This is a genomic window from Staphylococcus simulans, from assembly GCF_025561465.1.
In the GTDB taxonomy this organism is placed as follows: Bacteria; Bacillota; Bacilli; order Staphylococcales; family Staphylococcaceae; genus Staphylococcus; species Staphylococcus simulans.
Genome location: NZ_CP095100.1, coordinates 927,176 through 943,014 on the forward strand (window position 1 = coordinate 927,176; position 15,839 = coordinate 943,014).

The following is a 15,839-nucleotide window of genomic DNA, read 5'->3' on the forward strand; positions in this document are numbered from 1 at the left end:
GTGTTTTTATTAAAAATTAAAATAAATAAACAATTATGTACGACTATGTTGTGTGACGTGTTGTAGAATGATACAGTTAAAGGGAGCGACATCATCAAAGGAGATGCACCATGTATTTTACTAATTTAACTGAAGCAGAATTTGAGAATTATACAAAACAACATTTTTCACATTATACACAGTCAGTGAAACATTATCATAATCGCAATAAAACACAACATGATGTACATATTGTAGGTGTTAAAGATAATCAAAATGAAGTCATTGCGGCGTGTTTATTAACAGAAGCGAGAAGTATGCGCTTTTTTAAATACTTCTATACACATCGCGGACCGGTCATGGATTATAAGAATGCTGAACTTGTAAAATATTTTTTTGCGGCACTTACGTTGTATTTAAGAAAGCAAAAAGGAATATATGTGTTAGTAGATCCTTATGTATTAGAAAGCATTAGGGAAACTGATGGTGAAATCATTGAACAATTTGATAATCATCAGTTGATTCAAACATTGGAAAAGTTAGGTTACAAACATCAAGGCTATTCCACTGGTTATTCTTCTATGAGTCAAATCAGATGGTTGTCTGTGTTAGATTTAAAAGGAAAATCAGAAACGCAGTTACTCAATGAAATGGACTATCAAACAAGACGTAATATTAAAAAGACTTATGAAATGGGTGTACAAGTCCGTACACTTTCTATTGATGAAACACCTTTATTCTTCGAATTGTTTAAAATGGCAGAAGAGAAACACGGTTTCACATTTAGAGGTTTGGATTATTTTAAACAAATGCAAAAGGTTTATGGTCATCGTGGTTTCTTAAAATTAGCATATGTCGATTTGCATACGTACTTAAAAGAGTTGAAAGAGAAACACGCACAATTACAAAGTGATTTAGATGAAGTGAATGAGAAGTTGAAAGAAAGTCCGAACTCTAAGAAATCAAAAAGCAGAGCTAATCAACTGCAGCAACAATTTAATAGTAACGAACGTAAAATCAAAGAAACACAAGCGATGATAGAAAAAGATGGCAACATCTTAAACTTAGCAGCTGCGCTTTATCTTTATAATGAGCACGAAGTTTACTATCTCTCTAGTGGTTCGAATCCTCAATATAATGCGTTTATGGGCGCATACCGTTTACAATGGGAAATGATTAAATTTGCGAAGAAGAAAGGTATTGACCGTTATAATTTCTACGGTATTACAGGAGATTTCTCTGATAATGCAGAAGACTATGGTGTACAAAAATTCAAAGAAGGATTTAATGCACACGTAGAAGAGTATATTGGAGATTTTATTAAACCGCTTCGCCCAATGCTCTACAAACTCTCATTATTATTAGACAAACTAAAAAACAGAGAATAGATGAAAGCAATCTATTCATAATTTTAATAGCAAACAAAAAAGAAGCCCCGTCTCAAATCAATTTTTGATTTGAAGCGGGGCTTCACATACTATTAACGCATCAAGTGACCAGGATTAGTCTTCGCTGAAGATTTTATCCCATTGGTCACGTTTTTCTAACATTTCTTGTGCAATTTCATGTGCACCTTCTAATGAGTGGCTTGCTGCCCAACCGCATTGTACCTCATTACAAGCAGGGACTTCTTTAGCCGCAACAACATCTTTCAATGTTGCTTCAATGATGTTTAATACATCTTCGTAGTCATCATGGTTGATGAATGATACATAGAAACCAGTTTGGCAACCCATTGGACTTAAGTCTACGACTTTGTCTGTGTGGTTACGGATGTTTTCAGCCATTAAGTGTTCTAATGAGTGTAAACCAGGCATTTTCATGTGTTCTTTGTTTGGTTGTTTGAAACGAATATCATATTTCTTAATTACATCTCCGTTTTGACCTTCTTTTGTACCTGCTAAGCGCACAAATGGTGCAACAACTTTAGTATGATCTAAATTGAAACTTTCAACGTTCATTTTAGGCATAAAACTAAACCTCCTTTAGTTCTTCATGTCTTATTGTAACAAGGCTAAGCAGCATTTACAATTTTACCGAATACACTTTCAATGAAAAGTTTATCAGTTTACTCGGAATAAATTTGTTGAAAATTAAGAAAAAGGATGACAAAGTCATGAAAAACCTTTAAAATGTTTAGTAATCAATTTTACTGATAAAGATATAAAAGGGGATGAGAACGCAAGGTAAAAGCGTTCCAAATCGTGTTAAAACGACCTTAAAGACACATATATCTTTGAAAAATAAAGGGAGTCACTAAAATGTCATTTGAAACTCATATTGAACAATTTATAGATGCGAAACAGTCAGAATTTATTGATATCAGTCATAAAATCCATGAAAGACCAGAACTAGGAAACCAAGAAGTCTTTGCTTCTGGTTTATTAATGCAAGAATTAAAGAAATACGGCTTTGAAATTGAACAAGATATCGCAGGTCATCCGACTGGCTTCATTGCTCAATATCATAGTCGCAAGCCAGGGCCGACGATTGGTTTCCTAGCAGAATATGACGCGCTTCCTGGATTAGGTCATGCATGCGGTCATAATATTATCGGTACAACAAGTGTGTTAGCTGGTATCGCTTTAAAACAAGTTATCGATAAAGTAGGCGGACAAGTGGTTGTGTTAGGTTGTCCAGCTGAAGAAGGCGGAGAAAACGGGAGTGCGAAAGCGAGTTATGTTAAAGAAGGTATCATTGATGAATTAGATGTTGCTTTGATGCTGCACCCTGGTAATGAAACATACAAAACAATCCATACATTAGCAGTAGATGTACTGGATATTAAATTCTACGGTAAAAGTGCGCATGCCTCTGAAAACGCAGATGAAGCGATTAACGCTTTAGATGCGATGATCAGCTATTTCAATGGTGTAGCACAATTACGTCAACAAATTAAAAAAGGTGAACGTGTACATGGTGTGATTTTAAATGGTGGAGAAGCAGCCAACATTATTCCTGATTTTACACATGCACGTTTCTATACACGTGCAACAACACGTAAAGATTTAGATGTGTTAACACACCGAGTAGGTCAAATTGCTCAAGGTGCCGCATTGCAGACAGGTTGTGACTATTCATTCAAACCGATTCAAAATGGTGTGAACGAATTTATCTTAACACCTAAATTGGATGAACTGTTTGCACATTATGCACGTCAAAAAGGCGAAGAAGTCAGTGAAGATGACTTCGGTTACGGTTCTACTGATACGGGTAACGTCAGTCATATCGTACCGACGTTACATGCACATATTAAAATCGGGCCAAGCAATTTAGTAGGACATACTTACAAATTTAAAGAAGCTGCTGCATCTGACCATGGTGATAGTGCCTTAATTAAAGGTGCGGATATTTTAGCACGTATGGGCTTAGATTTAATTCAAAACAATGAATTGTTGAGAGAAATTAAAGAACAACATGTCAGAAAAGTGAAGCAAGCATCATTAAAAGAACTTAGAAAACATTCAGAACAACCTAAGGTCACTTTAAGTGATTTATATGATGAGTCTATTGTTTATACGTCTCGTCCATCGTATGTTTCTAATCCTTGGTTAGAGCCTGATGAGCATCAATCTAACTTCTTAACAGGTCGTGAATTATTAATCGCAAATAAAATGCCGGTGATTGTGCATGAAGCGAGTGTCACTGATAAGTTGAAACAGTTATTCAACGAAGTCGGTAAAGAAGTGCCAAGCAATGTTTATAAATTCCATAACCAAGCTAGTTATGAACATTTATTACGTTCGTTAACGAAAGAAGACAACAAGAAGATATACTTCCAATATGTGCATAGTGAAGACATTGTACCTAAAGAAGATTATGCGCTGGATAAAGATACGTTTGTTGCGCTCAACAATAAAGCACGTATACCAGAGTGGACAAACGGTAAATATTTGCCGAAACGTGAAGTTGTGGCGGTAGAAGATTTTGAAGAAGCAGTGAAGAAGTGGGATTTACCGATTGTATTAAAACCGGGCGATGATTTACCGACAGCCGGCGGCTATGGCGTGATGATCTGTTATAACCAAGAAGATTTAGAAAAAGCAATTGAACGTGTTCATCAAGCATTAGATGAAACAGAAACAATGATTATTGAACAAAAAGTGGATGATATCGCCAATTACTGTGTACAATTTGCTTACTCAGATCAAATCGGTTTGAAATATTTAGGAACAGCCGAACAAATCACAGATGATTATGGTTTCTATAACGGAAATCAAAGTGTACCAGTGGAAGAGGTGCCGCAAGCTGTGATTGAAGCGGGTCGTGAAATTATGGAAAACGGTATTAAAGAAGGTTTCTATGGTGTCGGAGGTTTCGACTTGCTTTATGATAAGTATGGTCATGTTTATGCGATTGATTTAAACTTCCGTCAAAACGGGTCAACAAGCATGTTGCTGTTAGATGATGAATTATCTGGAGATTTCCATAAATTCTATAGTTATTTCTCACGCGGTGATAATACGAAATTTTATCGTACGATTATGAAATATGTCCGCCAGGGCAAAATTTATCCATTATCTTATTATGATGGTGATTGGTATGGTAAGGATAAAGTGAATTCTCGTTTTGCGTGTATCTGGCATGGCAGCTCAAGAGAAGAAATTGAATTAAATGAAAAAGCCTTCTTAAAAGAATTAGGCGATTAATATAGAGTTTTAGTGAAACGGTTAAAATCCTGTGTGATTTTAGCCGTTTTGTTTTAACATAAATCGTATTAGATTGACTGTTTAAGTTTATTATTTTATATTTGCATTGATACACAACTATAGAGAAAGTGGGTTTACTATGGATTATAAATACGAAACGTTTTTCAAAGATTTGCTTGTAAATGAAACGTACTATATTGCAGTCAAAGATAGAAAAATGGTTAGAAGAGATGTAGATGGACATGCCATTGCGCTATTTTGGACAAAGAAAGAATTAGCAGAAGCTTATTTTGAAAACCGTAAAGATGCTTACGATAAAATTATTATTCGTGATTTAGATCGCTTTGTGACAAGTGAAATGGATGACTTATTTGATAAAGGGGATAAAGTCTTAGTCAATGTTACAGATGAACTAGACGGACATTTCATTGATATTTATGAAGCTACAAAACAAATTATGACAGAACTGGATCGTATTCGTACAGTTGAATTTGCGCGAATTACTGCGAAAACAGATGATGTTTATGGTCTGACTGATAGAGGAAATAAACAGTTTATTATTATCAGCAATAACGGGGAAAACCAACCTAACTTCATGCCAGTGTGGAGTGATTACCAATCTGCATTGAAAGTGCGCGATGAAGATTTTGAAGAATGCGATGTAGATCAAGTTGAAGGAGAAGTTTTCAGTGAATGGCTTGATCAATTAAGAGATGATGATAACGGCGTCGGCATCAACTTAAAACCGAATGTTGTAGGTTCGATAGTTTCAGCCCAAACATTGAAAAATGAATTATCTTATTAAAATTGTTTAATTAGATAGAGAACATAATAGGGAATAAGGCTATGATTAAAATCTGCCTTATTCCCTATTTATTTGATGTACATTACGCTGGATTTCCTAAGTAGATACTGCCTAAAGCGCCTGAAAAAGCGCCGCCTTCAACATAGTAAGGCTTGAAACCACGTAAGACAGTATAATCTTCTACAACTTTACGCAGAAGATGGTTATTGTTGAATGAAGAACCGATATACACCACATTTTCAGTTTGGAACTCTCTTGCGAGTGTGATGGCCATGGTTGTGACAACTTCTCCAACGACACCCATTACTGATGCTAATTGATCTGCCGTTGATACTTCTTTATCTAGATGACGCATCACGTGTGCGAAGTTTGCGGCTGTTAAATCACCTGGAATTGGCGGTTCACTATTTTTATAGATGTGTTTTACTTTTAAATCAATAAATTCACGATCACCTTGTTCTGCGGTATCTGTCAAAGTTTGATAATCTGTAATCCCAGATAATAAGTATCCTAAACCTTGAATCATACCACCGCCGGCACCGATACCTCCGACACGTCTTTGTGTCTGGCCGTCAAAATAGTGCATAGATGTGCCTGTTCCGACATTGGCGAAGATGTAGTCTTTTAAATAATGACCTTGTTCTTCTAATAACATATTTAAACCCTTTGAAGCTGCATCGAACTCAACGAATTCTTGTGCAGAGAAATCTAATTGATCTTTAATCATTTGTGCTTTACCGCCGGTTAAAGAAACATTTCTGCAAGGTTGTTGATTCAACCACTCAATCACTTCTGTTAATTCATCAGTACGTTTCGTTCTGAAAGTACGGTGCCCGTTGTCGATTTCGACAATTTTAATTAATGTACCACCGGCATCAATACCGATTTTCATAGTTTCACCTCAAAATTATGTATGACATGTAATCATTAATAGTATAATCAAAAGAGAAAGAAAAAAGCAAAGTTAAGGAGTGTACAATAAAAAATGAAATTAAGTCCATACCTTATCGTAGAAAATGTTGCAAAAGCAGCTGAATTCTATCAAAGTGTTTTCGGCGGTGAGATTAAAGTATTAAATCAACAAAAAGAACAAGTGTTGCACGCAGAAGTTCACATTACTGATGCTATTGTATTGCACTTATCGAGCAATTATGGCAAACCATTCAGTAATGAAGATGTGAATCTGCTTCTGACATTTGAAGATTCTACAGAACAACAACGTGTATTTGATGCGTTGAGTGTTGGTGGAGATCCACACATGCCGATTACTAAAACTTTTTTCAACGCAATGCATGGTCAAGTCAGAGACCAATACGGTGTCAATTGGCTCTCAAATTGTTTCTCAGCATAGTGCATAGGGAAACACTAATTGAACTTGCAGTAAATAAGAAATGTAGGGGATGTATATGAAACACAGTAAGCAATTTGGAGATATTATCGTTCAGCCATACGAACCAAAGTACCATAAAGAAGTCGAAGAATTCGAACTGTCAGAAAGACAGATGATTTATTCTTCTTTACCAAAACAAGTATTAGACGATGCATTAAAAGACAAAGACCGTATCGCGAATATAGCTATTAATCAAAAAGGGGAAGTGGTCGGCTTCTTTGTTTTACATCAATATTATCAACACGAAGGTTACGACACACCAGAACATGTCGTCTATGTCCGTTCGTTATCTATTAATGAAAAATTCCAAGGAAATGGTTACGGCACGAAGATTATGATGAATCTGCCGAATTATGTTCAGTCACTTTATAGTGATTTCAACCATTTATACCTTGTGGTCGATGCTGAAAATAAAGCAGCGTGGAATGTGTATGAACGTGCAGGGTTTATGCATACTGCGACAAAACAAGAAGGACCAATCGGTGAAGAACGTTTATACTATTTAGATTTAGATTCTAAATATGTTTCATCATTAAAGTTGAAAGCACCCGATGAACAACCTGATAAAGAAATCGATACAGTACATTTAATGCTGGACGGTCAAAAAGCAGGTTTTATTGCCTTGCAAGCAACAGAAAACCGTATGCATATCAGAGGTATAGAAGTGGATAAGGATAAACGACATAAAGGTATCGCAGAAAGTGCATTACGTCAGTTAGCGACATATATCAGAAAAACATATCCTGAAATAGAAGTCTTAGATATTGTTTTATTTGGTGAACATAATGAATTAAAACCGTTATGTTTGAACAGTAATTTTGTCGCAACCTTGCAAACTGAAGATTATGTAAAATTTGAAAAATATATCGTTTATTAAAAATGTAATCATTAGCATTGCGAAATAGGGCATTGTCATTTATAATTTACATTTGTTAACATGAGAAATAAGTAAACTTGTGATTGAATTGATAAAGCCTTTGAAAGGGAGTAATAGAACATATGAAAATTCAAGACTACACAAAAGAAATGGTAGACGAAAAATCATTCATCGATATGGCCCATACTTTATTAGAAGAAAAAGGGACTACAATGAACTTATACGATATCATTGATGAATTTAAAGCTTTAGGACACTATGAAGATAATGAACATTTAGAAAATCGTATTGTTCAATTCTACACTGACTTAAACACAGATGGACGTTTCTTAAATGTCGGAGAAAATATGTGGGGATTACGTGACTGGTATTCAGTAGATGATATTGAAGAAAAAATCGCACCTACAATTCAAAAATTCGATATCTTGGATGAAGAAGACGAAGAAGATAAAAATCTTAAACTTCTTGGCGAAGAGGAAGAAGAGGAAGACGAAGCAAGAACTGAAGAAGATGTTGAGGACGACGAAGAAAATTTAGACGATCCTCAAGATGAAGAAGAAGTCAATGAATCTGATATCGTTATCGAAGAAGACGAAGATGAATTAGAAGAAGCAGAAGAATTATTTGAAGATGCGGCTGGTTTTAATGATGAGCCAGACGATGAAGAATAATAATTGACTTTTTCTAGAAAAATGATAAAATTTTATTCGGGCTCCTTTAATTAGGACAACGTGTATAAATCATACGCTCCCCCTTTACATGAGATGTGAGAGGGAGCGTTTTTTTATTTTTTAAGCGATATTTAAAATAAGCGCTAAGACTTTTATGTCTTAACATGAATACAAACAAGTTATGGAATGTTAAATTAATTTGTAATTGAAAAGTAGGAGGAAAAAGAATGACTAAGTTCATATTTGTTACTGGCGGAGTAGTTTCTTCACTTGGTAAAGGAATTACAGCGGCATCATTAGGCAGATTATTAAAAGATAGAGGTTTATCCGTAACGATACAGAAATTCGATCCATATTTAAACGTAGACCCAGGTACTATGAGTCCGTATCAGCACGGGGAAGTCTTTGTGACAGATGATGGTGCGGAAACAGACTTAGACTTAGGACACTATGAACGTTTTATCGACATAAACTTAAATAAATATTCAAACGTGACAGCTGGTAAAGTTTACTCTCACGTATTGAAAAAAGAACGCCGTGGTGATTACTTAGGCGGTACGGTTCAAGTTATTCCTCATATCACGAATGAAATTAAAGAACGTTTATTATTAGCAGGCGAAAGCACAAATGCAGACGTTGTTATTACTGAAATCGGCGGTACAACAGGTGATATCGAATCACTGCCATTTATCGAAGCGATTCGTCAAATTCGTAGTGATTTAGGCAGAGATAATGTCATGTATATCCACTGTACTTTATTACCTTACATCAAAGCAGCAGGTGAAATGAAAACAAAACCGACACAACATAGTGTTAAAGAATTACGTGGTTTAGGTATCCAACCTGATTTGATTGTGGTAAGAACTGAATATGAAATGACACAAGATTTAAAAGATAAAATTGCATTATTCTGTGACATTCCTGAAGAAAATGTTATCGAATGTCGTGATGCTGAATCTTTATATGAAATTCCTTTACAATTAAGCAAACAACATATGGATGACTTAGTCATCAATCGCTTAGACTTAGATGCGAAATACGATACACAATTAGATGAATGGAAACATTTATTAGAAATCGTAAACAATCTTGATGGTGAAATCACAATCGGTTTAGTCGGTAAATATGTAAGCTTGCAAGATGCTTATCTTTCAGTTGTAGAATCATTAAAACACGCAGGCTATCCATTATATAAAGACATTAAAGTTAAATGGATTGATTCTAGCGAAGTGACAGATGAAAACGCAGCAGAATATTTAAAAGATGTAGACGGCATCTTAGTGCCTGGCGGCTTTGGTTACCGTGCAAGTGAAGGTAAGATTTCAGCAATCCGTTATGCGCGTGAAAACAATGTGCCATACTTCGGTATCTGCTTAGGTATGCAGTTGGCAACAGTAGAATTTGCGCGTAACGTTCTTGGTTTAGAAGGTGCACATTCTGCAGAATTAGATCCTGATACACCATATCCAATCATTGACTTATTACCAGAACAAAAAGATATCGAAGATTTAGGCGGAACATTACGTTTAGGCTTGTACCCAAGTGAAGTTAAAGAGGGTACATTAGCTTATGATATCTATGGTAAAAAAGAAATCGAAGAACGTCATCGTCACCGTTATGAATTTAACAACGACTATCGTCAACAAATGGAAGATGCAGGTATGGTCTTCTCAGGTATCAGCCCAGACGGCAGAAGAATCGAAATGATTGAAATTCCTGGTAATGACTTCTTCTTCGCGAGTCAATTCCACCCAGAATTCTTATCAAGACCAAACCGTCCGCAACCAATCTTCAAAGCGTTTATCGAAGCGGCTAACAAATATCAACAAAATAAAAGTAAATAAGGCAAAATACGTCTATTATAAAGCATAAAGAAGCGGCAAAGCAGATTCACAACTAGGTGAAACAGCTTTGCCGCTTTTGTATTTTCAAATTATTTAGTTACTCTTCTACGTTCAAATCCAAGTCTCTGATCATTTCAATCATTTGTGTATAGATTTCATAGTAAACGTAAGTGAATGCCATAGGATGAGGTTGAACGATTTTGTCGTAATCCTCTGTATAGACAATCGGTCTTGGTGTACATAAATCTATATAATGAAGAAGATGGTCAGGAATAGGTGTTTCTTTATTTTTGTTACAGATTAAAACGAAATCAACATCTAAATCAATTAAGCGTTGTGTATCCGCTTGAACTTCTTCTGTATAAAAAGGAGAGAAGAGTAAGACGCGGTCAGTTGTATCTAATGCATCATAACTTTCTAAGTCAGTTAGACGTTTGCTTGCTTCTAATTTTTCATTGCTGTTAAGCACATAATCTTCGAAGCAATTTAAGTCGCCATAACCTTTGACATAAACATGACCTTCTCCGCCGATAGCTTGAATTAAACATTGTGCTGCCATTTGTATATCCAATTCTTGTTGATTTAAGCGATTGAATATACCAGTAAGTTGTGTTTGTAAGATATTCGCCATAGTAGCCTCCAACTATATTATCGATATTTCAATTTTAAATGAAGCTTATCTTTAATTCAATTGACTGAAAAATGTATAAGACGCAGATGAAAATGGGTAATAATAAAAAATACAACGTTAAGCACAGAACAAAGTGGTTGTGAAACACATATACACATGTTGTATACGTTTTCATTTGAAAATTCACACAATTTTATCATTTATAACCGCTTACATTTAGTTTTGCAATGCATTACGGCGGTGACTTTGATATACTTAACGTATAAAAATCACGTGCAAAATGCACGCAAGGAGGAACTTTCATGCCTTTAGTTTCAATGAAAGAAATGTTAATCGATGCAAAAGAAAAAGGTTACGCAGTTGGTCAATACAACTTAAATAACCTAGAATTCACTCAAGCTATTTTAGAAGCTTCACAAGAACAAAATGCACCAGTTATTTTAGGTGTATCTGAAGGTGCTGCTCGTTACATGAGCGGATTCTACACTGTAGTTAAAATGGTAGAAGGCTTATTACATGATTTAAAAATCACTGTACCAGTTGCTATCCATTTAGACCACGGTTCAAGCTTCGAAAAATGTAAAGAAGCAATCGACGCTGGTTTCACATCAGTTATGATCGACGCTTCACACAGCCCATTCGAAGAAAATATTGAAATCACTAAAAAAGTGGTTGAATATGCACATGCACGCGGTGTATCAGTTGAAGCTGAATTAGGTACTGTTGGCGGACAAGAAGACGACGTAGTAGCTGACGGCGTTATCTATGCTGACCCTAAAGAGTGTCAAGAACTTGTTGAAAAAACAGGTATCGATACTTTAGCACCTGCATTAGGTTCTGTTCATGGTCCTTACAAAGGTGAACCAAACTTAGGCTTCAAAGAAATGGAAGAAATCGGTCAATCAACTGGTTTACCATTAGTATTACACGGTGGTACTGGTATCCCAACTAAAGATATCCAAAAATCTATTTCTTTAGGTACAGCTAAAATCAACGTAAATACTGAAAACCAAATTGCTTCAGCGAAAGCAGTTCGTGAAGTATTAAACAACGACAAAGAAGTATACGATCCACGTAAATATTTAGGTCCAGCTCGTGAAGCTATCAAAGCTACAGTAACTGGTAAAATCAAAGAATTCGGTACTTCTAACCGCGCTTAATTTTGAATAATTAAGTATTGAAAGAGCATCTTTATCGGATGCTCTTTTTTGTGTTGTGAGACAACACCAAAAGATTGTGTTCTCGTCAACCATTTGTTAGGATACAAAAGATTGCGGAAATATCTATATGACAATAATGTTAGGCAAAAATGGTGTATTGCCTGAAATTATTTCGCAGTCTTAACGTGACTTGTGCTATAATGTCTTAAGTGATTTTTTGAATGAAACAAAAAAGTTTGTTGAGACTGACAACTTAAGACAAACGCATAAAATGGGTGCAACATATCAACATGTTGTAAATACTTTAACAAATGGCTTTGTATTCTATAATATGAATATACAATCGCTAGTACATTCAACTATAATTAATATGAAGTATGTGGATAACAGTTATTTTCATAGAAAATGATGAAAGAGTGGGTGTAGTCGTATCAGAAACAAGGTAGACTATACATAGAACTGTGGAATAAAGATTGAATAACAAAGGAGAACAATCGAATGGCTCAAGAAGTAATAAAAATCAGAGGCGGACAGCCATTAAAAGGGAAACTGAAAATCAACGGCGCTAAAAATAGTGCAGTGGCGATTATCCCAGCAGCATTACTTGCAGAGGATGTTGTAACATTAGAAGGCTTACCGCAAATTTCAGATGTTGCTACTTTAGTAAGCTTGTTAGAGGATTTAAACATTAAAACAGATTTAAAAGATACAGAATTAAAAGTAGACCCGACGGAAATAAAAAATGCGTCTTTACCAAACCATAAGGTAGAGTCATTAAGAGCATCATATTATATGATGGGAGCAATGTTAGGTCGATTTAAAAAATGCGTCATCGGACTACCAGGTGGTTGTCCTTTAGGACCACGTCCGATAGATCAACATATTAAAGGATTCAAAGCATTAGGTGCGACGATTGATGAATCAAGCCCGACTTCTATGAAGATTGAAGCGGAAGAATTAAAAGGTGCGAATATTTTCTTAGACATGGTTAGTGTCGGTGCAACGATCAATATTATGTTAGCTGCTGTCCGTGCAGAGGGACAAACAGTAATCGAAAATGCAGCGAAAGAACCTGAAGTTGTAGATGTTGCGACGTTCTTAACAGGAATGGGTGCGAATATCAAAGGTGCAGGTACAAGTACTATTAAAATTACGGGTGTCGATCATTTGCATGGTGTGACACATCAAATTATTCCAGACCGTATTGAAGCGGGTTCATATATGTGTATGGCAGCAGCTTGTGGTGCTGAAGTGGAACTTGATAATATCATTCCAAAACACATCGAACCTTTAACTGTTAAATTACGTGAACTGGGTGTAGATGTTGAGATTGATGATGATCGCGTAAAACTTAAAGGCCAATTACCATTTAACAGCGTCAACATCAAAACGTTGGTTTATCCAGGTTTTGCGACTGACTTACAACAACCAATCACACCATTATTATTCTTAGCAGATGGACCTTCATTTGTAACAGATACAATTTATCCTGAAAGGTTCCGTCATATCGAAGAGTTAAGAAAAATGGGCGGAGAAATTTCTGTGGATCAAAACACAGCAACAGTTAAACCGTCTCAATTACATGGTGCATCTGTATATGCGAGTGATTTACGTGCCGGTGCTTGCTTAATTATTGCAGGTTTAATCGCAGAGGGTGTAACAACAATTTATAATGTAAATCACATTTATCGCGGCTACACAAACATTGTAGAGAATTTAAAATCTCTCGGCGCAAACATTTGGACTGAAAAAATTTAGAAAACGTGGTATACTTTGTATAGTAGGTTTGCATGATCTAGTAATCATGAGAGGTGATTTAAATGGAAATTTGTCCATATCTAGAAGAAACATTCAAAATCATCGGTCGAAGCTGGAATGGATTAATTTTAAATTATTTATCTAGATGTCCAGAACAGTCTGCACACTTCAGTGATATGAAGAAAGATTTGAAGACAATTACACCACGTTCTTTAAGCTTAAAACTTTCTGAACTGATGGAATGGGAGTTAGTAGAAAAGAACATCGTATCAAAAGCCCCCTTATCAATCGTTTATCATTTAACTGATAAAGGTGCTGCTTTAGCTGAGGCTTTAGTACCGATGGAAGAATGGGCACAAAAATATATTGAACTTGAATCTGAGAATCAAACAGATAATGTGTCCAATTCTTAATATAGATTTGAGAGAAGTAAGAGTTATTCCTTTTGGAGTAGCTCTTATTTTGCGTTATAAGCAGAAACGTTTAAAAAAATCTGAGAAAGGATAAACTATAAAGTAAGACGTAATACTAAGGAGTGACTGAATTGAGAATTCAAACTAAGCAATATATCAATGGTGAATGGGTTGATAGTGCAAGTGGCGAAACAATCGATGTCATCAACCCAGCAACTGAAGAAGTACTCGGTCAAGTTGCGAAAGGTAACAAAGAAGACGTAGATAAAGCAGTCCAAGCTGCAAAAGATGTTTATCTTGAATTCCGTCACAGCAGTGTAGAATATAGAAGAGACTTACTCGATAAAATTGTCAAAGAGTATGAAAATAGAAAACAAGATATTATAGAAGCGATTACTGATGAACTAGGTTCACCGCTTGAAAAATCCGAAAATGTGCATTATCAAATGGGGCTTAATCACTTCTCAGAAGCAAGAGATGCATTGGATAATTTCCAATTTGAAGAACGACGCGGTAATGACTTAGTGGTGAAAGAGGGTATTGGTGTTGCTGGTTTAATCACACCATGGAACTTCCCAACTAACCAAACATCATTAAAACTAGCAGCAGCATTCGCAGCTGGTAGTCCAGTCGTATTAAAACCTTCTGAATTAACACCATACGCAGCAATTATCTTAGCTGAAATCTTTGATAAAGCTGGCGTACCAAAAGGTGTATTCAACTTAGTAAATGGTGACGGCGAAGGTGTCGGCAATCCATTAAGTGAACATCCAGATGTACGCATGATGTCATTCACAGGTTCAGGACGTACAGGTGCAAAAATTATGGAAAAAGCAGCACAAGACTTCAAAAAAGTTTCACTTGAACTTGGTGGTAAATCACCTTATATCATTTTAGATGATGCAGATGTAGAAGAAGCTGCTGAAGCTGCAGTCGGCAAAGTTTATAACAACACAGGCCAAGTATGTACTGCAGGTACAAGAACTATTATTCCTGAATCAATGAAAGATAAATTCATTGAAGCAGCAAAAGAAAAAATGAGCCAAGTAAAAGTCGGAGATCCAAGAGAAGAAGGCGTTCAAATGGGTCCAATCATCAGCAAAAAACAATTTGATCAAGTTGAAGATTATATTCAAAAAGGTATCGATGAAGGTGCTGAATTAGTTCTTGGCGGTGTAGGCAAACCTGAAGGATTAGACAAAGGTTACTTCGCAAAACCAACAATCTTTGCGAATGTTGATAACCAAATGACTATCGCACAAGAAGAAATCTTTGGACCTGTAATGTCAATTATCACTTACAAAGACCTTAAAGGAGCAATTGAAATTGCGAACGAAACAAAATATGGTCTTGCTGGTTATGTATATGGTAAAGACTTAAACACTTTACGCAAAGTTGCACGTGAAGTTGAAGCAGGTACAATTGAAATCAATGAAGCAGGTCGCAAACCAGATTTACCATTCGGTGGTTATAAACAATCAGGTATCGGTAGAGAATGGGGCGATTATGGTATTGAAGAATTCTTAGAAATCAAATCAATTGCAGGTTACTATAATGAATAACCTTTGAATACTATTTGCTGGGCACGAAAGTGTCCAGCTTTTTTAATGGAGAAATAGTTAATTATACGCAATTGATAACGTTAGACCAATGATTGTTTTT

General features: G+C 35.7%; 14 protein-coding genes and 1 pseudogene. 12 read left to right on the forward strand and 3 right to left on the reverse strand.

Annotated features, from left to right (window positions below; translation table 11 throughout):
- Window positions 1-110: 110 nt before the first annotated feature.
- Window positions 111-1,367, forward strand: a complete 1,257-nt coding sequence (locus MUA87_RS04060; protein WP_002481815.1) for an aminoacyltransferase — start codon at window positions 111-113, stop codon at window positions 1,365-1,367.
- Between the two features lie 114 nt (window positions 1,368-1,481).
- On the opposite strand, the gene MUA87_RS04065 is transcribed toward MUA87_RS04060, so the two are convergent.
- The gene (locus MUA87_RS04065; RefSeq protein WP_002481814.1) at window positions 1,482-1,949 is read right to left on the reverse strand and encodes an S-ribosylhomocysteine lyase; all 468 of its coding nucleotides are present in this window, start codon (window positions 1,947-1,949) and stop codon (window positions 1,482-1,484) included.
- A 291-nt stretch (window positions 1,950-2,240) separates the two neighbouring features.
- Here MUA87_RS04065 and MUA87_RS04070 point away from each other — a divergent pair.
- The 3 genes and pseudogenes from MUA87_RS04070 to MUA87_RS04080 form a co-directional block, all read left to right on the forward strand.
- Window positions 2,241-3,398: pseudogene (locus tag MUA87_RS04070) on the forward strand (M20 family metallopeptidase); the annotation flags it as partial.
- A gap of 9 nt (window positions 3,399-3,407) precedes the next feature.
- Window positions 3,408-4,628, forward strand: a complete 1,221-nt coding sequence (ldmS, locus tag MUA87_RS04075) for an L-aspartate--L-methionine ligase LdmS (protein ID WP_231724100.1) — start codon at window positions 3,408-3,410, stop codon at window positions 4,626-4,628.
- A gap of 139 nt (window positions 4,629-4,767) precedes the next feature.
- Window positions 4,768-5,433 carry a DUF2750 domain-containing protein gene (locus MUA87_RS04080; protein WP_057510757.1) on the forward strand — a complete coding sequence of 222 codons (666 nt, stop codon included), beginning with the start codon at window positions 4,768-4,770 and terminating at the stop codon, window positions 5,431-5,433.
- Between the two features lie 82 nt (window positions 5,434-5,515).
- On the opposite strand, the gene coaW is transcribed toward MUA87_RS04080, so the two are convergent.
- A complete protein-coding gene (coaW, locus tag MUA87_RS04085) occupies window positions 5,516-6,325 on the reverse strand; it encodes a type II pantothenate kinase (RefSeq protein ID WP_107593619.1) in 810 nt (269 codons plus the stop codon).
- Between the two features lie 93 nt (window positions 6,326-6,418).
- Here coaW and MUA87_RS04090 point away from each other — a divergent pair, with 93 nt between their 5' ends.
- The 4 genes from MUA87_RS04090 (at window position 6,419) to MUA87_RS04105 (ending at window position 10,215) form a co-directional block, all read left to right on the forward strand.
- Window positions 6,419-6,784 carry a VOC family protein gene (locus MUA87_RS04090; RefSeq protein WP_057510755.1) on the forward strand — a complete coding sequence of 122 codons (366 nt, stop codon included), beginning with the start codon at window positions 6,419-6,421 and terminating at the stop codon, window positions 6,782-6,784.
- A gap of 49 nt (window positions 6,785-6,833) precedes the next feature.
- Window positions 6,834-7,700: a GNAT family N-acetyltransferase gene (locus tag MUA87_RS04095; protein ID WP_057510754.1), complete on the forward strand. Its 867-nt coding sequence runs from the start codon at window positions 6,834-6,836 to the stop codon at window positions 7,698-7,700.
- A gap of 122 nt (window positions 7,701-7,822) precedes the next feature.
- Window positions 7,823-8,371 (forward strand): DNA-directed RNA polymerase subunit delta, encoded by a 549-nt coding sequence (gene rpoE / locus MUA87_RS04100; RefSeq protein WP_002481808.1) that lies wholly within the window; start codon window positions 7,823-7,825, stop codon window positions 8,369-8,371.
- 227 nt (window positions 8,372-8,598) lie between these two features.
- Entirely contained in the window at window positions 8,599-10,215 is a 1,617-nt protein-coding gene (locus MUA87_RS04105) for a CTP synthase (RefSeq protein ID WP_002481807.1), read from the forward strand.
- Between the two features lie 97 nt (window positions 10,216-10,312).
- Here the strand turns inward: MUA87_RS04105 and MUA87_RS04110 are convergent, their stop codons facing one another.
- A complete protein-coding gene (locus tag MUA87_RS04110; RefSeq protein WP_002481806.1) occupies window positions 10,313-10,846 on the reverse strand; it encodes a DUF2529 family protein in 534 nt (177 codons plus the stop codon).
- Between the two features lie 302 nt (window positions 10,847-11,148).
- On the opposite strand from MUA87_RS04110, the gene fdaB reads away from it, so the two are divergent.
- The 4 genes from fdaB (at window position 11,149) to MUA87_RS04130 (ending at window position 15,739) form a co-directional block, all read left to right on the forward strand.
- Window positions 11,149-12,006, forward strand: coding sequence for a class IIb fructose-bisphosphate aldolase FdaB (gene fdaB / locus MUA87_RS04115; RefSeq protein ID WP_002481805.1), 858 nt, complete (start codon window positions 11,149-11,151; stop codon window positions 12,004-12,006).
- Between the two features lie 498 nt (window positions 12,007-12,504).
- Window positions 12,505-13,764, forward strand: coding sequence for a UDP-N-acetylglucosamine 1-carboxyvinyltransferase (locus MUA87_RS04120; protein WP_023016121.1), 1,260 nt, complete (start codon window positions 12,505-12,507; stop codon window positions 13,762-13,764).
- A gap of 62 nt (window positions 13,765-13,826) precedes the next feature.
- The gene (locus MUA87_RS04125) at window positions 13,827-14,177 is read left to right on the forward strand and encodes a winged helix-turn-helix transcriptional regulator (protein WP_023016120.1); all 351 of its coding nucleotides are present in this window, start codon (window positions 13,827-13,829) and stop codon (window positions 14,175-14,177) included.
- A 131-nt stretch (window positions 14,178-14,308) separates the two neighbouring features.
- Window positions 14,309-15,739 (forward strand): aldehyde dehydrogenase family protein, encoded by a 1,431-nt coding sequence (locus tag MUA87_RS04130; RefSeq protein WP_057510753.1) that lies wholly within the window; start codon window positions 14,309-14,311, stop codon window positions 15,737-15,739.
- Window positions 15,740-15,839 lie beyond the last annotated feature (100 nt).